This window comes from Micromonospora sp. B9E7 (assembly GCF_039871815.1).
GTDB lineage: Bacteria > Actinomycetota > Actinomycetes > Mycobacteriales > Micromonosporaceae > Micromonospora.
Genome location: NZ_JBDPLX010000017.1, coordinates 120,043 through 138,386, shown reverse-complemented (window position 1 = coordinate 138,386; position 18,344 = coordinate 120,043). Strand labels below are relative to the sequence as shown.

The 18,344-nt window shown below is 70.8% G+C and carries 23 protein-coding genes; 15 read left to right on the top strand and 8 right to left on the bottom strand.

From position 1 onward, the window contains the following. Window positions 1-122: 122 nt before the first annotated feature. From ABGB10_RS24510 to ABGB10_RS24500, 3 genes are all read right to left on the bottom strand, one after another. Entirely contained in the window at window positions 123-260 is a 138-nt protein-coding gene (locus ABGB10_RS24510; protein WP_347663294.1) for a hypothetical protein, read from the bottom strand. Continuing rightward, the gene (locus ABGB10_RS24505) at window positions 257-505 is read right to left on the bottom strand and encodes a type II toxin-antitoxin system prevent-host-death family antitoxin (protein WP_347663293.1); all 249 of its coding nucleotides are present in this window, start codon (window positions 503-505) and stop codon (window positions 257-259) included. The genes ABGB10_RS24510 and ABGB10_RS24505 overlap by 4 nt, the downstream gene beginning before the upstream one ends. Window positions 506-647: 142 nt before the next feature. Continuing rightward, a complete protein-coding gene (locus ABGB10_RS24500) occupies window positions 648-1,259 on the bottom strand; it encodes a TetR/AcrR family transcriptional regulator C-terminal ligand-binding domain-containing protein (RefSeq protein ID WP_347663292.1) in 612 nt (203 codons plus the stop codon). A gap of 127 nt (window positions 1,260-1,386) precedes the next feature. Between ABGB10_RS24500 and ABGB10_RS24495 the strand changes: the two genes are divergently transcribed. Then, window positions 1,387-2,397, top strand: coding sequence for an aldo/keto reductase (locus ABGB10_RS24495; RefSeq protein ID WP_347663291.1), 1,011 nt, complete (start codon window positions 1,387-1,389; stop codon window positions 2,395-2,397). Between the two features lie 48 nt (window positions 2,398-2,445). Here the strand turns inward: ABGB10_RS24495 and ABGB10_RS24490 are convergent, their stop codons facing one another. Continuing rightward, a complete protein-coding gene (locus tag ABGB10_RS24490) occupies window positions 2,446-3,189 on the bottom strand; it encodes an XRE family transcriptional regulator (protein ID WP_347663290.1) in 744 nt (247 codons plus the stop codon). Window positions 3,190-3,406: 217 nt separating this feature from the next. Between ABGB10_RS24490 and ABGB10_RS24485 the strand changes: the two genes are divergently transcribed. From ABGB10_RS24485 to ABGB10_RS24460, 6 genes are all read left to right on the top strand, one after another. Further along, entirely contained in the window at window positions 3,407-4,567 is a 1,161-nt protein-coding gene (locus tag ABGB10_RS24485; RefSeq protein WP_347663289.1) for a helix-turn-helix transcriptional regulator, read from the top strand. Between the two features lie 144 nt (window positions 4,568-4,711). Then, window positions 4,712-4,879, top strand: coding sequence for a hypothetical protein (locus ABGB10_RS24480; protein ID WP_347663288.1), 168 nt, complete (start codon window positions 4,712-4,714; stop codon window positions 4,877-4,879). Then, window positions 4,869-6,041, top strand: a complete 1,173-nt coding sequence (locus ABGB10_RS24475) for a helix-turn-helix domain-containing protein (RefSeq protein WP_347663287.1) — start codon at window positions 4,869-4,871, stop codon at window positions 6,039-6,041. Before ABGB10_RS24480 ends, ABGB10_RS24475 begins: the two co-directional genes overlap by 11 nt. A gap of 148 nt (window positions 6,042-6,189) precedes the next feature. After that, window positions 6,190-6,720 carry an ATP-binding protein gene (locus ABGB10_RS24470; RefSeq protein ID WP_347663285.1) on the top strand — a complete coding sequence of 177 codons (531 nt, stop codon included), beginning with the start codon at window positions 6,190-6,192 and terminating at the stop codon, window positions 6,718-6,720. 88 nt (window positions 6,721-6,808) lie between these two features. Further along, a complete protein-coding gene (locus ABGB10_RS24465) occupies window positions 6,809-7,573 on the top strand; it encodes a hypothetical protein (RefSeq protein ID WP_347663284.1) in 765 nt (254 codons plus the stop codon). A 109-nt stretch (window positions 7,574-7,682) separates the two neighbouring features. Beyond that, complete coding sequence (locus ABGB10_RS24460; RefSeq protein WP_347663283.1) at window positions 7,683-8,054, top strand: DUF805 domain-containing protein; 372 nt, start codon at window positions 7,683-7,685, stop codon at window positions 8,052-8,054. A 107-nt stretch (window positions 8,055-8,161) separates the two neighbouring features. On the opposite strand, the gene ABGB10_RS24455 is transcribed toward ABGB10_RS24460, so the two are convergent. Continuing rightward, window positions 8,162-8,371, bottom strand: a complete 210-nt coding sequence (locus tag ABGB10_RS24455) for a DUF1737 domain-containing protein (RefSeq protein WP_347663282.1) — start codon at window positions 8,369-8,371, stop codon at window positions 8,162-8,164. Between the two features lie 86 nt (window positions 8,372-8,457). Beyond that, a complete protein-coding gene (locus ABGB10_RS24450; RefSeq protein ID WP_347663281.1) occupies window positions 8,458-10,602 on the bottom strand; it encodes a prolyl oligopeptidase family serine peptidase in 2,145 nt (714 codons plus the stop codon). A gap of 86 nt (window positions 10,603-10,688) precedes the next feature. Here ABGB10_RS24450 and mshB point away from each other — a divergent pair, with 86 nt between their 5' ends. The 3 genes from mshB (at window position 10,689) to ABGB10_RS24435 (ending at window position 12,614) form a co-directional block, all read left to right on the top strand. Next, window positions 10,689-11,615 carry an N-acetyl-1-D-myo-inositol-2-amino-2-deoxy-alpha-D-glucopyranoside deacetylase gene (gene mshB, locus ABGB10_RS24445; protein ID WP_347663312.1) on the top strand — a complete coding sequence of 309 codons (927 nt, stop codon included), beginning with the start codon at window positions 10,689-10,691 and terminating at the stop codon, window positions 11,613-11,615. Window positions 11,616-11,632: 17 nt separating this feature from the next. Beyond that, the gene (locus tag ABGB10_RS24440; protein WP_347663311.1) at window positions 11,633-12,067 is read left to right on the top strand and encodes a hypothetical protein; all 435 of its coding nucleotides are present in this window, start codon (window positions 11,633-11,635) and stop codon (window positions 12,065-12,067) included. A gap of 82 nt (window positions 12,068-12,149) precedes the next feature. Continuing rightward, window positions 12,150-12,614 (top strand): hypothetical protein, encoded by a 465-nt coding sequence (locus tag ABGB10_RS24435; protein WP_347663280.1) that lies wholly within the window; start codon window positions 12,150-12,152, stop codon window positions 12,612-12,614. A 111-nt stretch (window positions 12,615-12,725) separates the two neighbouring features. On the opposite strand, the gene ABGB10_RS24430 is transcribed toward ABGB10_RS24435, so the two are convergent. Continuing rightward, the gene (locus tag ABGB10_RS24430; protein ID WP_347663279.1) at window positions 12,726-13,811 is read right to left on the bottom strand and encodes a GNAT family N-acetyltransferase; all 1,086 of its coding nucleotides are present in this window, start codon (window positions 13,809-13,811) and stop codon (window positions 12,726-12,728) included. Window positions 13,812-13,890: 79 nt separating this feature from the next. On the opposite strand from ABGB10_RS24430, the gene fdxA reads away from it, so the two are divergent. From fdxA to ABGB10_RS24405, 5 genes are read left to right on the top strand one after another with little or no spacing between them, the layout of a single operon-like run. Further along, complete coding sequence (gene fdxA / locus ABGB10_RS24425; RefSeq protein WP_030490464.1) at window positions 13,891-14,217, top strand: ferredoxin; 327 nt, start codon at window positions 13,891-13,893, stop codon at window positions 14,215-14,217. After that, window positions 14,214-15,320, top strand: coding sequence for a succinyldiaminopimelate transaminase (gene dapC / locus ABGB10_RS24420; protein WP_347663310.1), 1,107 nt, complete (start codon window positions 14,214-14,216; stop codon window positions 15,318-15,320). The genes fdxA and dapC overlap by 4 nt, the downstream gene beginning before the upstream one ends. A gap of 16 nt (window positions 15,321-15,336) precedes the next feature. Beyond that, window positions 15,337-16,365: a prephenate dehydrogenase/arogenate dehydrogenase family protein gene (locus ABGB10_RS24415; RefSeq protein ID WP_347663278.1), complete on the top strand. Its 1,029-nt coding sequence runs from the start codon at window positions 15,337-15,339 to the stop codon at window positions 16,363-16,365. 9 nt (window positions 16,366-16,374) lie between these two features. Continuing rightward, window positions 16,375-17,022 (top strand): SIMPL domain-containing protein, encoded by a 648-nt coding sequence (locus ABGB10_RS24410; protein WP_347663277.1) that lies wholly within the window; start codon window positions 16,375-16,377, stop codon window positions 17,020-17,022. Next, a complete protein-coding gene (locus ABGB10_RS24405) occupies window positions 17,022-17,669 on the top strand; it encodes a nucleoside/nucleotide kinase family protein (RefSeq protein WP_347663276.1) in 648 nt (215 codons plus the stop codon). Before ABGB10_RS24410 ends, ABGB10_RS24405 begins: the two co-directional genes overlap by 1 nt. A gap of 24 nt (window positions 17,670-17,693) precedes the next feature. On the opposite strand, the gene ABGB10_RS24400 is transcribed toward ABGB10_RS24405, so the two are convergent. Beyond that, window positions 17,694-18,251 (bottom strand): sugar O-acetyltransferase, encoded by a 558-nt coding sequence (locus tag ABGB10_RS24400; RefSeq protein WP_347663309.1) that lies wholly within the window; start codon window positions 18,249-18,251, stop codon window positions 17,694-17,696. Window positions 18,252-18,344: the final 93 nt, after the last annotated feature.

Here is an 18,344-nt window from a genome sequence, read left to right as displayed (position 1 = left end):
CTTGTTCGAAGGTCAGATCGTGCGGATCGTGATGAGGTCTTCGAGGCCTGCGAGATCGTCTGCGTTGCGGGTGTAGATGGCGGCGTCATGCGCGTGAGCGGTCGCGGCGATGGGCAGGTCCATCACTCTGGCTCGTGGCTGGCGGCCGATCTCGACGACGCGTGCAGCCAATCGCGTGCGACGCTGATGGCCAGTTCGCCCGGAATCGGGGTTACGTCGGTAGCGATGAGGACGCTGGTGTCGAGGATGCCGCGGCTCACCGCTCAACCCACGGATCGGTGACGGTGTCGTCGAGGAGGTCCCGATCGTCTGCCCACCCTGGTTCGGTGGGGTGATCGAACACGGCGGCCAGGTCGTCCCATTCGCGCCAGCTTCGAGGACTGACCGGGCCGAGTACGGCAGCCGGTCTGCCGGCGACGGTGGCCGTCACGCGTTCACCGGCCTGCGCCCTGCGCACCAGGTCGCTGGCGTTCTGCCGCATCTCCCGCAGTCCAACTTCATACATACGCCCCAGGGTGGCACTTGTGCTACAGGCGCTGCCGTCGAAGGTCGTCGGTCCTCGCTGCTGCCGAGCGCAGCTCGCCGGTAGCCGTAGCGACGCGCTCGCCTTGTCAGCGGATCGCGGCAAATGAGGATGTGATGCGTTGTCAGTTGCGACCGTTGGCGGGCGTGTAAACGCCGGCGCGGGCGGCTGCCGCTGCCCCTTCGGCAGCCCGGCTCGCCGCAGCCTCGTCGAGGGGATCTCCGCTCATGAGCAAGCGGTAGTAGAGCGGTGCCGAGACGGCGCGAATGACTTCGGCCGCATCCGTACCCGCCGGCAGTTCCGCCCGCTGCACGGCCTGCTCGACGCAAGGAGTCCACTCGGCGATGCGGGCGGCATAGAAGCGATGCAGCGCCTCGGCGGCACGGGAGTCGCAGGTCGCGGCGACGATGACCGCCCGGAACAGTGCCCCCTGGCGCGGATCGACCAGGGTGCGCTGCACGAGCCGGGCATTAGCGCGCAGGTCCTCGATCAGCGAGCCGGTGTCGGCCCGCGGCGACGACTGTTCCGCCATGTCCGCTAGCAGGTCGGCGACGAGGCCGGCGACCGTACCCCAGCGGCGGTAGACCGTCGTCTTGCCTACCTCGGCACGGCGCGCCACATCGGCGAGGTCGAGACGGTCGAAGCCGTGCTCGACGAGCGCGTCAGCGGCGGCCCGGAGCACGGCAGCGCGTACCCGGGCGGTCCGTCCACCGGGCCGGATCGCACCGACGGTCATAACGGGTCTCCAGTTCCCTTAACTTCGGATGGCTGTTATCGTACTCAACAGCTTAAAGGAACTCGGGTGCCGTTAACGGGAGGGTGTCATCGTGGAGTACCGACGACTGGGGGCATCCGGCCTCACCGTGCCCGCCCTGAGCTTCGGCGCCGGCACCTTCGGCGGTTCCGGACCGCTGTTCGGCGCCTGGGGCAACACGGGCGCGCGCGAGGCAAGGCGCCTCGTGGACATCTGCCTGGACGCCGGGATAAACATGTTCGACACCGCGGACGTGTACTCCGACGGCGCGTCCGAGGAGGTACTGGGACAGGCGATCAAAGGGCGACGCGACGCCGTCCTGATCTCAACCAAGAGCGGCCTGCCGACCGGCGACGGACCGAACGATGCGGGAACATCACGGGCCCGGCTCATCCGATCGGTCGATGCAGCGCTGCGCCGACTCGGCACCGACTACATCGACCTGTTCCAGCCACATGCCTTCGACGCCGCAACGCCCGTCGAAGAGGTCGTAGCGACACTGGACGACCTGGTGCGGGACGGAAAGATCCGCTGCCTCGGCGCATCCAACTTTTCCGGCTGGCACCTCATGAAGTCCCTCGCCGCCGCCGACCGGGACCACCGTCGCCGGTACGTGGCACACCAGGTCTACTACTCCCTGATCAGTCGAGACTACGAATGGGAACTGCTGCCCCTGGGCCTCGACCAAGGCATCGGAGCCGTCGTGTGGAGCCCGCTCGGCTGGGGGCGACTCACCGGCAAGATCCGCCGCGATACCCCGCCACCGCCCGCGAGCCGGCTACACGCCACCGCCGCCTACGGCCCGCCGGTCGACGACGAGCATCTCTTCCGCGTCGTGGACGTCCTGGAAGAACTGTCCCGCGAGACCGGCCGGGCAGTGCCGCAGATCGCGGTCAACTGGCTGCTGCAACGACCCACCGTAGCCACCGTCATCATCGGCGCCCGCAACGAGGAGCAACTGCGGCAGAACATCGAAGCTGTCGGCTGGTCACTCACACCCGAACAAATAGCCCGGCTCGACACGGTCAGCACCCGCACCGCACCGTACCCGTACTTCCCTTATCAGCGGCAAGAAGGATTCGCCAGGCTCAACCCCTCTCCGATCGCGATCCCCTCCTGATCAACGACCGCAGTGTCCGCGCAGCTGTCTTTGGACTTGCGGAGAGTTCTATTCGGGCGGCGTGTTGTACTGGTCGAGCGTCGCCTTAGAGGTGGAAGCATCTCGGAAGGTCAGTTCCCAGGGGCCGGTGTTGACGTCCATGTCCTTGCCGAACCCGACCCATTTCCCGGCCATCCGTCGGCCGGTCGGCTCCACCAGTAGCTGGATCGCGCCGTGGTACCGGGCTCCCCGGTAGTAGCCGGCCGGGTCGGTCTGCTCCACCCAGGTGCCGGTGACCACGACACCGTCCACGGTGAGATCCATTGATAGCGACGACGTCGCCGAGCCGGGCAGGCTGCGCACGGTCAGTCGGTCCCCGTGCTGGAGTAGGACCACGAAGTGCTGCCCGGCGAATGATTCTCCCCGGCCGCTGGAATGGTATTGGTAGCGGCTGAGCCACACGCCCTCGTACGACCCGTGGACCGCGAGTGGCTTGGGCGTTGGCGTGGCCAGGCTGGACATGGGCGAGGTCAGATCGTGGCCACCGTGTTGGTCATCGACGGCATGGCCATCGGGTATCGCGGCGAAGCCGAGCAGTGAGACCGGCAGGTCGGTGACGACCTCCAGGGCGCGGGCGTACACAGGCCGCGGTGCGGCGATCGCGCCGGACTCCCAGCGCTGGACGAGTCTCTTGTTGGCGTCGTTGGGCTCGCCGACGCGGCGGCCGGCGGCCTGGAGCGCACGCGCGAAGTGGCCCTGTCTCATGCGCATCCCCGTGTGGACCGCGCGCAGAGCGCTGTTCGGGGCGTTCATATCAGCCACGATAGCGGTGGGTCACTCCAATGTCGCCCAGGGTGCAGCCTGAGGTGTCACGGCGGTCTGTAAGTGGTGAGAACCTATGACGGCTGTCCTTGCGACGGCGGCAACGGGAGCTTCCATCAGCATGACGCCGTGTTGCTCGATGTACTGTCCGTAACAGTGGTCCGTCGATCCGGTCTGAGCTGCCCGCTTGTCGATTGGGGGCGTCGTCATGTCGCATGTCGATCCGCGTTTCGGTATCGCACTGCGTGCGCTCCGGGCCGAACGTGGGCTCTCGCTGCGAGCGCTGGGTCAGCTCGCTCATCGGGGCAAGAGCCACCTGCACGATCTGGAGACCGGTGCGAAGGCCCCCACACCCGAAACGGCTAGGCACCTAGACGAGGTGCTGCGAGCCGACGGGACACTCGTCCGCCTGGTGGACGAGCCTGTCGACCACGACACCGAGGCCGGGGAGTTGCTTGCTCGGGTGCGGGTCAGCGATGTCGGCGCCGAGACGCTTGTTCGGATCGAGGCGGGTGTGGACGACCTGGCAAGCGCGTACGCGCTCATGCGACCGGTTGATCTGCTGCCGCTGGTGCGTCGCCAATTGGCCTACGTGGGGCGGCTGCTCGACGGTCGCGGGACGTTGGCGCAGCGCCGACGGCTCGTCATTGCCGGTGGTTGGCTGACGGTGCTGCGGGCGACGGTGCACATCGATCTGCTGCAACAGCCCGCCGCAGGTGCTCATCTGCGTACGGCCATGGCTCTTGCCGAGCATGCTGAGCATCCAGAGATCCAGGCGTGGTGTCTGGAAACTCAGGCGTGGGACTGGCTCACCCAGGGTGACTGCCGGCGAGCCCTGGAGCTTTCGCGGCAGGCGCAGCGGGTCGCCCCTCGGGGTGGTTCGGCGTACATCCAGGCGACGGCCCAGGAGGCGCGGGTGTGGGCGCGCTTGGCTGACGTGCGGCGGACGCGTGACGCGCTGGATCGTCTGGAGCGGCTGACAGCGAACTTGCCGGTGCCGGAGCGCGCCGAGCACCACTACCGGTATGACCCGACGAAGGCGTTGGCGTACACGGCGACCACGCTGTCGTGGGCGGGCGACCCGGCCGCCGAGCAGATGGCCCGGATCGCTTTGGCGGAATTGGACCCGCGCGGCGATGGTGGTGCGCGGCCACGGCGCTCTGCTTCCGCCCGTCTGGATCTTGCGATGGCATTGTTGGCCGCCGACCAGCCGGATGAGGCGAGCGCCGTCGCCGCCGACGCGGTCCGGTCGGGGCGAGTGGTTTCCTCGAACTGGTGGCGGGCGCGGGAAGTGCTCCGGAAGGTCGAGCACACCGGGACAGCGGAAGCGGCGGCGTTCCGCGAGGTGTACGAGGCGTACCGGCCGTGACTCGATAGCGGACAGCACGCGCGACCAGCGGACACCCGCTAGCTTTCTGTCACCTCCCGTTCACCCGATGCTGTGAGCGAGGGCAGGATCAGTACGAACAGGTCGCCAAAGCCAGAGCACCTGCCCCTGCCAGCGGAGGTGGGAATGAGTGGCAAGGACGACACCGGTACGCCCAATGCGGGCGAGCAGGCCGAAGCCAGCGAACGGGAGGCAGCCAAACGCCGGTTGCTCGCGCAGGCCGAGGCGGAGCGGATACCGGCCGAGGAGACGACTCGGGCGGTGCCGGATCGGCGGTGGCGTGGTGAGTCGTGATCCGGTGCCGATCGGTCGGCGGGTCGCCTACCTGCGCGTGCGGCGGAGGTTGTCGCAACAGTCGTTCGCGGATCGGTTGGGGAAGTCGAAGAGCTGGGTGGACAAGGTCGAGCGCGGCGTCCGTTCGCTGGAACGGGTGTCGACCATCCGCGAGATCGCGGCGGTACTGAGAGTCGATCCCGCAGCCTTGCTCGGTCGTGATGTTCAGCCGGCCGGGGTGGCCGAGCGTCGTGACGGCGTGGCGCGGATTCGGGCGGCGCTCTCGGCGTACCCAATGGCTTCTGGTCGCCCGGCGGACCGTGAGGTGGTGTCGCCCGGTCGGTTGGCTCGGGAGGTGCGGCATGCGTGGATGACCTACCAGCACGCCCGGTACCCGCGTCTGGCCGAGCTGCTGCCCACTGTGGTGACCGAGGTTCACCGCGCCCACGTGCTGGACCCGGAGGTCGGGCGGGTGGCGGTGGTGGAGGCGTATCGGGTCGCGGCGGCGCTGCTGGTCAAGTTGGACGAGGGGAGCCTCGCCTGGTTGGCCGCTGACCGGGCGATGTCCGCCGCCGCCGGTGACCGGGTGCTGCTGGGCTGCGCGGCGGTGCAGCTTGGTCAGGTGCTGCGGGCATCGGCGCGGGCAGGGCCGGTGATGCTCATTGCCGCCTCCCAGATCGCCCCTGGCACGTCGGAAGAGATGTCGCTGCGGGGAGCGCTGCTCGTGCAGGCCGCCCTGATCGCGGCCAGGGCGGGTGATGACCGGGTGGTCGGTGACCTGCTGGACGAGGCCGCGGGGCTGGCCGCTCGGGTGGGCGACGGACACGACCATTACCGGACGGCGTTCGGGCCGACGGCCGTCGAGCTGGCGCGGGTCGCCGCCGCAGTGGAGCTGGGCGACGGGCCGCAGGCGGTCGACCGGCACGAGGAGGCGACTCGGCGGGACGGGTGGCGGTGGCTGCCGGTCGAGCACCGAGCCGCGCACCTGATCGACGCGGCGCGCGCCTACCTCCAGACGGACGACCCCGCCAACGCGGCCCGGGTCCTGTTACGGGCCGAGCGCATCGCGCCCGCCGAGATCCGCGACCGGCCAGCCGCCCGGGACGTGGTCGGCCAGGCCGCCCGTGACCCGGACGCCCCACCGACGATCACGCAGCTCGCCGTCGGCCTCGGCCTGCTCTGAGCATGGTGCCGCGCGACGGTGGTGACGTCATCGTGCACAACGACGAGCCCTGGCAGCCGGTCTGGGAGAGCCGGACGCGCTGACCGCAACGGGTTCGGCAGCATGAGTGGGCGTCAGCAACGATGGGTCGTTCGATCGGAGGTGGGTGATGACGACGCTGTTCCTGACGGTGGGGCTCCCGTGCACCGGGAAGACCACTGCTGCTCGGCGCATCGAGATCGAGTGCAAGGCGCTTCGTCTGACGAAGGACGAGTGGGTGAAGGCTCTCTACGGGCACGAGAATCCGCTGGCGGCTCAGGACGTGATCGAAGGACGGCTCATCGAGATCGGGCTGCGCGCCCTCGAACTCGGCACCAATGTCGTGATCGACTATGGCCTCTGGAGTCGGGACGAGCGCTCCGCCCTACGACAGGCAGCAGCAGACCTCGGCGCGACGGTGGAGCTGCGCTACTTCGAGCTCACCCCTGCCGAGCAGCGCAGACGACTCGATCAGCGCCAGGCCGAAGCGCCACACACGACGTGGCCCATGTCCGACGAGGAACTCGCCGAGTGGGCTGCCAGCATCGACATCCCGACGCCAGGCGAGCTCGACGGCAGCGAACCCATCGACGACCCACCGGCGGGATTCGCGACGTGGAACGAGTGGCGTACGGACCGCTGGCCGCCGTCGGTCTCCTGACGCCTGCACCTCGTTGCGCGCCCGCCGGTCGGGCACCGGCAGCGGCTAGGCGCATGTGCCACCGAAACCAGGGCGATAGGGTGGCGCGGTGTTCTCCGTCGGCGAGCGTGACTCGATCCGGGAGCGGTTGCTCGGATTAGCCGAAGGTGACCCCGCCGTCGTCGGGGCGGCCCTCACCGGATCCCACGCCGTCGACGGCGGCGACCGATGGTCGGACATCGACCTGGTGTTCGGTGTCGACGGTCCACTGGATTCGACGATGCACCGATGGACCGAGCTTCTCTACCGTGACTTCGCCGCCGTTCATCACTGGGACCTGCCGTCCGGCTCTGCGGTGTACCGGGTGTTCCTGCTTCCCGACATGCTTGAAGTGGACATCGGGTTCGCCCCGGCTGCGGAGTTCGGGCCACATGGTCCGAGCTGGCGTACGGTCTTCGGGTCGCCCGCAGCGGCCGAGGAAGACCCGCCTCCCGCACGGCGGTCTCTGGTCGGGTTGGGGTGGCATCATGCATTGCACGCCTGGATCTGCATCCAACGGCGCCGTTGGTGGCAGGCCGAGCAGTGGATCAGCGCCCTACGCGGTCAGGTTCTCGCCTTGGCCTGCGTGCGCCTCGGTCATCCCGCCAGCTATGCGAAAGGTGCCCACCTGCTTCCGCCGGAGGTGACCGCGCCACTGCACGCGGCCCTGGTCTGTGCGCTCAACGAGGCAGAACTGACCCGCGCTCTCTCCGCCGCTACGGACGCGCTGATAGGGGAACTCGCGCTCGCGGATCCGGCTCTTGCTGACCGACTGGCCGTCATCCTCAGTGACCTGCGCGTCGCCGCCCCGACACCGGACAAGCGTGGAGTGTAGGCGTTGCGGCTACCGTGCATCGGCTGCTCGGCCGTTGACCCCGTGCCATCGATCTGCTTGGCTGCCTTGTCGTTGACCTTGAGAACCTCTCAAATAACGGGAGATAGTCATGTCCTTCGGTGCCGCAATCAAATCGGTCTTCAATCAGTACGTCGGCTTCTCGGGTCGGGCCCGCCGGTCTGAGTACTGGTGGTTCGCCCTGTTCACCCTCCTTGTCAGCATTGTCGCCGCCATCCTGGACAGCGCGCTGGGACTGACCTTTGAGGGCTCGTCGACCGGCTTCATTGGTCTTATCGCCTCCCTGGCGCTGCTGCTGCCGGGGCTGGCGGTCGCGGTGCGACGCCTGCACGACACCGACCGCACGGGGTGGTGGCTGCTGATCGGCCTGGTGCCGCTCGTGGGCGCCATCGTCCTGATCGTGTTCTTCGTAATGGACAGCACGCCCGGACCGAACCGTTTCGGCCCCAGCCCCAAGGGCTGACAGCTGTCCGCGCCCAGCAACACGTGATCAGCCCGAGAGTTCGACCGCCTGGTGTCAATCGCCAGCTTCGGGTTGAGCAGGCTGACCGGTGTGCCTCGGCACGCCGGTCAGCCGTCCACCCCTCGGTCCAGAACTCGTCGATCGTGCGACAGCACCAACGCCTGAGCGGCGATGACGCGGTCGCCGTCGAAGGTCAGCGCCGGCGACCCGTGCAGCTGATAGCCCTGATCGAGAAGGGCGCTGACGCGGGCGCAGAATTCAGCATCATCGGGCCCGGTGATGAGGCGGTAGCCGAGCGGCTTCGTGGAATCCGACACCGCTGCATTGTCTCCGCTCGGACGCCGGTGCGCCGTCCGGGCCAGCCGAGTGACGCCGGTGCGCCCACTCACTTGTCGAATGCGGCTTACCGCAGGTGGGTACGGAGGAAGTCCAGCTCCAGCGGGAGCAGTCGCTCGGCGGTGCCGTTCGCGGCCATGTGGCTGGCACCGGTCAACGGCAGCACGGCGTGCGGGCGGCCGGTGCTCAGCAGGGCCGCCGAGAGCCGGAGCGTGTGCGCGGCCACCACGTTGTCGTCGGCCAGGCCGTGCACCAGCAGCAACGGGCGGGCCTGGTCCGGGCTGGTGACCGGCTCGGCGGCCAACTCGACGAGCGAATGGTGCGCGTAGATGTCCATGCCGTCCTCCGGCAACCCCAGATAACGCTCGGTGTACGCGGTGTCGTACAGCGCCCAGTCGGTCACCGGCGCGCCGGCGATGCCGCACTTGAACAGCTCCGGGTGACGCAGCACCGCCAACCCGGCCAGCCACCCACCGAACGACCAGCCGCGCACCCCCACCCGTCCGAGGTCCAGATCCGGGTGCTTGTCGGCGAGTGCGGTCAGCGCGTCGATCTGGTCGGTGAGGATCACGTCGGCGACCCGGCGGTGGATCGCCTTCTCGAACGACGGGGCCACTCCCGGCGTACCCCGGTTGTCGATGGTGACCACCGCGAACCCGGCGTCGGCCCACCACTGCCGCTCCAACCACGCGGCTCGCGCCGCCACGACCTCCTGGTGCCCCGGCCCGCCGTAGATGTCCAGCAGCACCGGCAACCGTCGACCCGTCACGTGGTTGTCCGGGTAGAGCACCGCCGCCGGCAGCCGCCGGTCGGTCACCCGTTCCAGCAGCGGCAGCGGAGAGTACGGCGGGTTGGCGGCGAACGACCGCAGTTCGGCCAGCTCCTGGTTGCCGCGACGCACCGTCCAGCGCACCCCGGCGTGGTCCAGTGACGCGACACCGACCGCCAGCACGTCCCCACCCACCGCGGCGGTGTACCAGCCGGAGTCGGTGGTGAGTCGGCGCGCGTCCACCCCACCGCCGATGGTGGTGCGGACCCGGAACAGGTGCCGTTCGCTCGGCTCGCCGTCGCTCGCCTCGACCAGCAGATCGGCCGGGCCGCTGGCGGCCGGCAGCCGACCCACCACCCGCCGGACGTACAGCGACGGTGGGGTGAGCAGGGTGCCGTCGGCGAACAGGCACCGGGCGTCGTACCCGTCATGGGCCAACTCCCCGCCGACCAGCACCCGGCCGTCCGGCAGGTGCCCCGGGGTGCCGGCGATCGGCTCGACCCAGCGCGGGTCGGCCAGCTCCGCGTGCACCTGCGTCTCGCCGGTGCGGGGGTCCACCGCCAGGACCAGCCCGTGCTGCTGCGAGCGGCGCAGCACGGTGATCAACGGGCTGCCCTCACCCCAGCTGACCCCGGTCAGGTACGGGTAGGTCTCCCGGTCCCAGTGCACGTCTACCCAGCCGTCGTCCAGATCCAGCAGGTGCAGGCTGACCTCCGCGTTCGGCCCACCAGCCCGGGGGTACGCGACGGCGGTCGGCGGGCTGGCCGGTTCGGCCGGGTCGTGCAGGTGCCAACGTTCGAGGCGGGACTCGTCGACCCGGGCGGCGAGCACCATGCGCCCGTCCGGCGCCCACCAGTAGCCCCGGTACCTGCCGAACTCCTCCGCCGCGATGTGTTCCGCCAACCCCCAGCTCACCCCGGCGTCCTCGCCGGCCAGCAGGGTGTCGGTGCCGTCTGCCTCGATCACCCGCAGTTCACCCCGACGCACGCCCTCGGCCGCGTCGGTCACGTACGCCAGCCGCTGCCCGCTCGGATCCGGACGCGGGTCCAGCACCGGGCCGACGGCGGCCACCTCCACCACGTCGCCGTGCACCAGATCGGCCCGGAACAACCGTCCGGCCAGCGCGAACACCGCGACCCGGCCGGCGGCGTCCAGCGCGTACGAGCCGATGCCGGCGGCGCTGAGTCGCAGTCGCTCGCGCAGCGCGCGCTCGCCCGGGGACAGGGACCGTGGGTCGCCGTCCTCGCCCAGCAGGGTTGCCGGATCGGCGACCAGGCGCTCCTCGGCGGTGGCCACGTCCAGCAGCCAGAGCGCGTCCGCCGGGTCTTCCGGGCCGGCGGAGCGCAGGAAGATCACCCGGGATCCGTCCTCGGCCACGGAGACAGCGCGTGGCGCGCCGTGGCTGAACCGGCGGGTGCGGGCGGCCAGCTCCGGAAAGTCCACAGCCCAAATCGTAGAGCCGGACCGGAGGTGATGTGGCCGACCTGGGCGGACGCGTCGACGTCGGCTGGGACGAACCGCCGGTTAGAGTGACCGTCGTGACGATGCTGCCCGACCGCCGCCTGCTGCTGGTCCACGCGCACCCCGACGACGAGTCGATCGGCACCGGCTCGACGATGGCTCACTACGCCGCGAACGGCGCGCACGTCACGCTGGTGACCTGCACCCTCGGCGAGGAGGGCGAGGTGCACGTGCCCGCACTGGCCCAGCTCGTCGCCGCCGAGGCCGACCAGCTCGGCGGGTACCGGATCGCCGAGCTGGCCGCCGCGTGCGCCGCCCTCGGCGTCAGCGACCACCGGTTCCTCGGCGGCGCCGGCCGCTACCGCGACTCGGGGATGATGGGGCTCGCGACCAACGAGCACCCCCGCGCCTTCTGGCAGGCCGACCTCGACCAGGCCGCCGGGCACCTGGTCGAGATCATGCGGGAGGTACGCCCGCAGGTGCTGGTCACGTACGACCCGAACGGCTTCTACGGCCACCCCGACCACATTCAGGCGCACCGGGTGGCGATGCGCGCCGTCGAGTTGGCCGCCGCCGAGGGCTGCGCCCCGCTCAAGGTCTACTGGACGGCGATGCCGCTCAGCGTGCTGGAGGCCGGGATGACGCAGTTCGCGGAATCCTCGGACAACCCGTTCGGTGGCATCGACGACATCGCCGACCTGCCCTTCGGCACCCCGGACGCCGAGATCGCCGCCCGGGTCGACGGCACCGACCAGCACACCGCCAAGGAAGCCGCGATGCGGGCGCACGCCACCCAGATCCCGGCCAACTCCTGGCTCTACTCGATCGCCGGTAACTTCGGTGGCGAGTTCATGGGTGTGGAGTACTTCACCCTCGCCGTCGGCGAGAAGGGCCCGGGCACCGGGCCGTACGGCTGGGAGGACGACCTCTTCGCCGGGCTGCCCGAGGAGACCGCCCCGGACCGGTCTCCGGTCGCGGCGGCCGGTCTCCGGTGACCTCGCCCGCCGCGTCGATGACGGTCGTGGACGACCAGGCCACCCCGCCCCCGGCGGGGCCACCGCCGAGGGTGCTGGACCTCGGCCTGCGGGTGGCCGGTGCGATCGTCGTGGTGGTCGCAGGGGTGCTGACCGGGGTGCTGGAGCTGCTGCTCGCCACGGTCCGCGTCGGCGGGTACCTGATCGGCGTCTCGGCACTCCTCGCCGTCGGCGCCAACATCGTGCTGAGCTGGTTCGCGTACGAGGCGGTCGGCCGCAGGTGGGCGGTGGCGTTGCCGGCGGTGCCCTGGTTCGCGCTGATGGCGGTGGCCGCCGTCCGGACCAGCGAGGGCGACCTGCTGCTGGCCGGTGACAACTGGGTGGGCCTGGCGATGATCGTGGCCGGTGCGATGACCTTCGCGGTGATGGGCTTCCGGCAGATCCTCGCCCCGACGTCCACCCTCGGTGGCTGATGACGTCACCCAGGTAGGAGTGGTAGATATTCCTGCCAGAGATGGCGGCCCCGCGACGGGGCGTACGGCGGGAGGTCCGGCGATGGACAGACGGTGGCGTGACATCGGGGTGCTCGTTGCGGCGCTGTTCGCCGTGAACGTGGCTGCCCGGCTGATCATCCGGTTCGGTTTCGAGGGTGACGACATCGTCGCCGACCGGGTGTCGCTGGCGATGTTCGTGGTGATCGGGCTGATCCTGGCCGTGGTCGCCTTCCGCTGGGGTCGTCGTCGGCCGCTGGCGGACTGGGCGGCCGACATGGCCCTCGTGGTGCCGGTGGCGATGGTGCTGACCGTGTTGGTCGGGCCCCTGCTGATCGGTCACAACCCGTTCGCGGGCGGCGCGCCGACGTTCTTCGCCCAGATCTGGCTCTACCTGCTCGCCACCGTCGCCGGGTTGCTGGTCGGCTATCTGGTGCTCACCGCGCTCGGACGTGACTACCGATCGCAGCAGCTCAAGCGGTACGCCGAGGTCAAGGCCGCCAAGCCCCGCCGAGTCGTCCGCCGCTGACCCGCCCGTCCTGCCGCCCAGCGGCAGGCCGTGGAGATCTTGGAAGGAACCTGCCCCCGGAGGGGCGTTTTCCCTCCAAGATCTCGACGGGTCAGTGTGGGGCGACGCGGGTCAGTGCGGGGCGACCCGGGTCAGGTAGGTGTGGTGGGTCGTGAAGCCGAGCCGCTGGTAGAGCGTGACCGCCGCCGTGTTGTGCTGCTCGACCTGGAGGAACGCGTGTGTCGCGCCGGCCGAGACGCCCCAGGCGGTCAGTTCGTGGATCACCTGGCGGGCCAGCCCCTGCCGGCGGGCCGCTGGCACCACCTCGATCAGGCTGAGGCCCAACCAGCGCCCCTGGCCGGTCACCGTGCCCCGGCCGACAGCCACCAGCGTGCCGTCGACGTACACGTGGGCGAAGCGGACCTGGTCCACGGCGGTGAGCACGTGCCGGGCGGCCTCCGGTAGGCCACCCTTGCGTCCGGCGGCGACGGCCAGCCATTGCTCACTCGGCGCGGTGCGCAGCTCGACGACCGCGCCAGGCGGCGCTTCGGCGGCGTCGATGCCCACCTCGGCGGCGGTACCGGCGCCCACCTCGGCGGCGGCGTTGCTCGACCCACCGGCGGCATCGGGTGTGTCGGTGACGGCGGCCTTTTCATCCTCCCCGGGTCGCGGGGCAGATCGACCGTTGGCTGGCAGGGGGAGGGGTGCGGTCTGCACCAGTGTCGGCGGGCGGGCGGTCCAGCCGCGGGCGTCCAGTTCGGTACCGACCGGCGCGGCGAGCGGGAGCGGCGTGTTGATCATCGCGGGCTGGCCCTGCTCGGCGTACCAGCGTTCGACCGCGTCCACGGCGGCGGGCAGCGGGCGGTCCGGGTCGCCGATCGGCAGCGCCGAGTTGGCCCGCCCGGTCCAACCGTCCGCCGACCGGAGCAGCCAGTCACCGAGCCGGCCCCGCGTCGGCGCCGGCCAGGCCTCGTCGGCGGCCCGTTCCAGCGCCACCACCGCCGCCGCAGTCGGCCGACGGGTCGGCGGTACCCGCTTGGCGCGGTGGACCTGTGCCACCGGAACCCGTAGCGGCCCCTTCGCCGTGGCCAGGGTGAGATGAGTCTCGCTCAGCTCCACCAGCTCGCCGAGGGCATCGGAAAAGAGCGGGCGGCCTTCGCGAATCCCCACAATCCGCCGGACCACGATTCGGTGTCCCACATCCTGCTGTCGGAGCACGATCGACCCCCTCCCCGGCGAGATACTAGGCTCTTACCGTCGCGGGAGATCGCGACGTGTCTTGCGGAGGAGAAGACCGGTGACCTACATCATCGCCGAGCCGTGCGTGGATGTGCTCGACAAGGCATGCATCGAGGAGTGCCCGGTCGACTGCATTTACGAGGGCAATCGGATGCTCTACATCCACCCCGACGAGTGCGTCGACTGTGGTGCCTGTGAGCCCGTCTGCCCGGTGGAGGCGATCTTCTACGAGGATGACGTCCCGGAGCAGTGGAAGGACTACACCGGCGCCAACTACGAGTTCTTCGAGGACCTGGGCTCGCCCGGTGGCGCCTCGAAGGTCGGCAAGGTGGAGAAGGACGCCACCTTCGTCGCCGCGCAGCCGCCGCGCGGCGAGGGCCACTGAACCGGTCCGCGCCGGTCTCGTCGCGGCTGCCCGAGTTCACCTGGGACACCCTGGACGCCGCGGCCACGCTGGCTGCGGCACATCCGGAGGGTCTGATCAACCTCTCCATGGGTACGCCGGTCGACCCGGTGCCCGAGGTGATCCGCCGAGCCTTGGCTGACGCGTCCGACGCTCCCGGCTACCCGCTGACCGCCGGCACCCCGGCCTTGCGGGCCGCGATCGCGGCGTGGGTGTCCCGGGCCTGCGGCGCAGGGGTCGACGGTCTCGGAGTGCTGCCGACGATCGGCTCGAAGGAGCTGGTCGCGTGGCTGCCCACCCTGCTCGGCATCGGTCCGGGTGACGTGGTGGTGGTGCCGTCGATCGCGTACCCCACGTACGAGGACGGTGCCCGGCTGGCCGGCGCCACCGTCGTCCGGACTGACTCGCTCACCTCGGTCGGGCCGACCTCGCGGGTCCGGTTGGTCTGGGTCAACTCGCCCGGCAACCCGACCGGCCGGGTGCTGCCCGCGGCACACCTGAAGAAGGTCGTCGACTGGGCCAGGGAACGCGGCGCGGTTGTCGCCAGCGACGAGTGCTACCTGCCGTTGGGCTGGTCGGCCGAGCCGGTCTCCGTGCTGTCGCCACAGGTCAGCGGCGGCAGTTACGCCGGGGTGCTCGCCCTGCACTCGCTGTCCAAGCGGTCCAACCTGGCCGGCTACCGGGCCGGGTTCGTCGCCGGTGACCCGGCGCTCGTCGCCGAGCTGCTCAAGGTCCGCAAGCACGCGGGCATGATCGTGCCCGCGCCCGTGCAGGCGGCGATGGTGGCCGCGCTGGACGACGAGCGACACGCCGAGGAGCAGCGGGAGCGCTACCGGGCCCGACGTGAGGTGCTCCGGGCCGCGTTCACCGGTGCCGGGTTCACCGTCGAGCACTCCGAGGCGGGTCTCTACCTGTGGCTCACCAGAGGTGAGGACTGCTGGGAGACGGTCGACTGGCTGGCTCGGCGGGGCATCCTGGTCGCCGCCGGCGTCTTCTACGGCCCCACCGCCGGGCAGCACGTCCGGGTTGCGCTGACCGAGTCCGACGAGCACGTCGCGGCGGTCGCCGGCCGGCTGCGGGCCTGACCCCGGGCGCCCGGCGATGACCGACGGCACGACCGGGCGGTACGCCGGGGTGCGCGCGGCCGTGATCGGCACCGGCCTGATCGGCGGCTCCGTGCTGCTGCGCCTGGCCGAGGCCGGCCTGGACGTCGTCGGATGGGATCCGGACCCGGCGACCCGTGAGCGGGCCCAGCACCGGGGAGTGGTTGCCCCGGCCACGATCGAGCAGGCCGTGGCCGGTCGGGACGTGGTCTTCCTCTGCGGTCCGTTGCCCACTCTTCCGCACACCCTGGCCCGGGTGGCCGAGCTGACCGCGCCCGGCTGCGTGCTCACCGACGTGGGCAGCACCAAGGTCGAGGTGGCCGAGGCGGCCGATCGACTCGGGCTCACCGACCGGTTCGTTCCCGGGCACCCGATGGCAGGCGCGGAGTCCGCCGGCCTGACCGCCGCCTCGCCGACCCTGCTGAGCGGTGCCGCCTGGGTGCTCTGCCCGACGCCGGGCACCGCGACGGACGCCTTTCGCTGGCTGACCGGGCTGCTGGTGGAGTTGTTCGCCGCTCGCGTCGTGCCGATGTCAGCGCCGACACACGACTCGGCGGCAGCGCTCGCCTCGCACGTGCCACACCTGCTGGCCGGTGCGTTGGCCGGGGCGACGCAGCGGGCGCCGCTGCGCGACGCGGTGCTGACGCTGGCTGCGGGCAGTTTCTCCGACGGCACCCGGGTCGCCGGCACACCGGCCGAGCGGACCGCGAACATGCTGCTCGGCAACCGTGACCGGGTCCTGCACGAGCTGGCCGAGGTCCGCGCCTTCCTGGACGGGCTGGCCGCCGCCCTGCGGTCCGACGACGCGGCAGCGCTGGTCGCCCGGTACGCGGAGGCCAGGGCTGCCCGGTCCGCCCTGTCGGGCCGGCGGTTCACCGGTCAGACTCGACAGTTCGCGGTCGCCGGCGACCGTGACGCCGAGGTGGCCTGGTTGCGCGGGCTGGGGGACGTCGGCGGGCACCTGACCGGGTGTCAGGTCGACTCCGGGGCGGTCTCCTACACCGCGTGGCTGCCGGTGGCTGACTAGTCTGAGGGTATGGCGACGGACAGTCCGGTGGTGCAGGTGCGTGGCGAGGCGTACCGGGAAGTGCAGCCCGAGCTGGCCCGGTTCGCGGTCACCGCGACAGCGCGCGACCGGGACCGGGAGGCGACGCTGACCCGGTTGGCCGAGCGGGCCGCCGCTGTCCGGGTGCTGCTCGACGGCTCCGGGCCCACGGTGGCGCGGCGGGAGACCGGCGACCTGCGGGTGCGGCCGGAGACCCGACGTTCGGGCGAGCGGGTGGTCGCCTGGCACGGCAGCGTGACCACCACCGTCACCGTCACCGACTTCACCGCCCTCGGCGAGCTGATGCTCAGGTTGGCCGACCAGGACCAGGTCGAGGTGGCCGGGCCCTGGTGGGAGCTCCGCCCGGACAGCCCCGCGCACCGCGACGCCCGACACGCCGCGATCGGCGACGCGCTGCTGCGGGCCCGGGAGTACGCGGAGGCGCTCGGCGCCCGGGTCACCGCACTGATCGAGTTGGCCGATGCCGGCCCGGCCGACCGGCCGATGTTCGCTCGCGCGGCGTTCGCCGTGGGCGGTGCGGGTGGTGGGGCACCGGAGCTTGAGCTGGACCCGCAGCCGCAGACCGTGCAGGCGGCGGTGCAGGCGCGGTTCACCATCAGCGACCCGGTCCTCGACTGATGCCGCCGGCCCAGGTGCTGTCCGTCGACGAACTGGTGGAACGGGCAATGGTGCTGGCCGAGACCGGGCCGCGACAACTGCTCGGCATCGCTGGCGCGCCGGGCGCCGGGAAGTCCACGCTGGCCGAGTTGATCGTCGCGGAGGTCGGGCCGACCGCCCGGTTGGTGCCGATGGACGGTTTCCACCTGGCCCAGTCGCAGCTGGTCCGGCTGGGCCGCGCCGAACGCAAGGGCGCGGCGGACACCTTCGACGCCAACGGTTACGTCTCGATGCTGCGCCGGCTGCACCGCCTGGAGCCGACCTCGGTCTACGCGCCGGAGTTCCGGCGGGAGCTGGAGGAGCCGGTGGCCGGGGCGATCGAGGTGCAGCCGTCGGTACGACTGGTGGTGACCGAGGGCAACTATCTGCTGCTGCCGGACGACCCGTGGCGGGAGATCCTGCCGCTGCTGCACGAGTCGTGGTTTCTGGACCTGGACGCGGAGATTCGCCACCGGCGGCTGACCGCCCGGCACGAGGCGTTCGGGCGGTCGCCGGAGCAGGCCCGCGAGTGGGCGCTGGGCAGTGACGAGGCCAATGCGGCTCTGATCACTCCCACCGCCGAGCGGGCCGACCTGGTGGTCCGCCTTCCCGAGCCGCCGGCGGCCTGACCGGCCCGTCGAGGGCGACGAGCGTCAGTCCAACTCCCGGACCGCCCGGGCGGGGTTGCCGACGGCGACCACGTTGGCCGGCAGGTCCCGGGTGACCACCGCGCCCGCACCGACCACGGTGTTCGCACCGATCGTCACGCCGGCGAGCACGATGGCGCCGCCGCCGAGCCACACGTTGTCCCCGATGGTGATCGGCTTGGCGGCCTCCCACTTGTCGCGGCGCGGACCGGGCTCCACCGGATGCGTCGGGGTCAGGAGCTGGACGTTCGGTCCGATCTGGACGTCGGCGCCGATGTGGATCGGTGCGACGTCGAGGAAGACCGCGTTGTAGTTGACGAAGCTGCGCGGCCCGATCCGGATCTGCAAGCCGTAGTCGCAGTAGAACGGCGGGCGGATCCACGTGTCCTCGCCCAGCTCGCCGAGGAGGTCGCGGAGCGCTTCGAGTCGTGCCTGTGGATCGCTCGCGGCACTGGTGTTGAAGCGTTCCATCAGCAGGGCCGCGCGATCCAGGTCGGCGATGATCTCGGGATCGTCGGCGAGGTACGGCTCGCCGGCGAGCATTCGGTCCTTCATGGAGGTCATCCGGTCGATGATGCCTGCCAACCCCTCGTGGGTTGGCAGGTCCGTCATATTTTCGACGCCTTTTCTGCATACCGGGTATGTAATACTGACTTC

Coding starts and splice junctions, on each gene's coding strand:
- ABGB10_RS24505 (WP_347663293.1), bottom strand. CDS start 505: ATGTATGAAGTTGGACTGCGGGAGATGCGGCAGAACGCCAGCGACCTG.
- ABGB10_RS24500 (WP_347663292.1), bottom strand. CDS start 1,259: ATGACCGTCGGTGCGATCCGGCCCGGTGGACGGACCGCCCGGGTACGC.
- ABGB10_RS24490 (WP_347663290.1), bottom strand. CDS start 3,189: ATGAACGCCCCGAACAGCGCTCTGCGCGCGGTCCACACGGGGATGCGC.
- ABGB10_RS24485 (WP_347663289.1), top strand. CDS start 3,407: ATGTCGCATGTCGATCCGCGTTTCGGTATCGCACTGCGTGCGCTCCGG.
- ABGB10_RS24480 (WP_347663288.1), top strand. CDS start 4,712: ATGAGTGGCAAGGACGACACCGGTACGCCCAATGCGGGCGAGCAGGCC.
- ABGB10_RS24470 (WP_347663285.1), top strand. CDS start 6,190: ATGACGACGCTGTTCCTGACGGTGGGGCTCCCGTGCACCGGGAAGACC.
- ABGB10_RS24460 (WP_347663283.1), top strand. CDS start 7,683: ATGTCCTTCGGTGCCGCAATCAAATCGGTCTTCAATCAGTACGTCGGC.
- ABGB10_RS24440 (WP_347663311.1), top strand. CDS start 11,633: ATGACGGTCGTGGACGACCAGGCCACCCCGCCCCCGGCGGGGCCACCG.
- ABGB10_RS24435 (WP_347663280.1), top strand. CDS start 12,150: ATGGACAGACGGTGGCGTGACATCGGGGTGCTCGTTGCGGCGCTGTTC.
- ABGB10_RS24415 (WP_347663278.1), top strand. CDS start 15,337: ATGACCGACGGCACGACCGGGCGGTACGCCGGGGTGCGCGCGGCCGTG.
- ABGB10_RS24410 (WP_347663277.1), top strand. CDS start 16,375: ATGGCGACGGACAGTCCGGTGGTGCAGGTGCGTGGCGAGGCGTACCGG.
- ABGB10_RS24405 (WP_347663276.1), top strand. CDS start 17,022: ATGCCGCCGGCCCAGGTGCTGTCCGTCGACGAACTGGTGGAACGGGCA.
- ABGB10_RS24400 (WP_347663309.1), bottom strand. CDS start 18,251: ATGACCTCCATGAAGGACCGAATGCTCGCCGGCGAGCCGTACCTCGCC.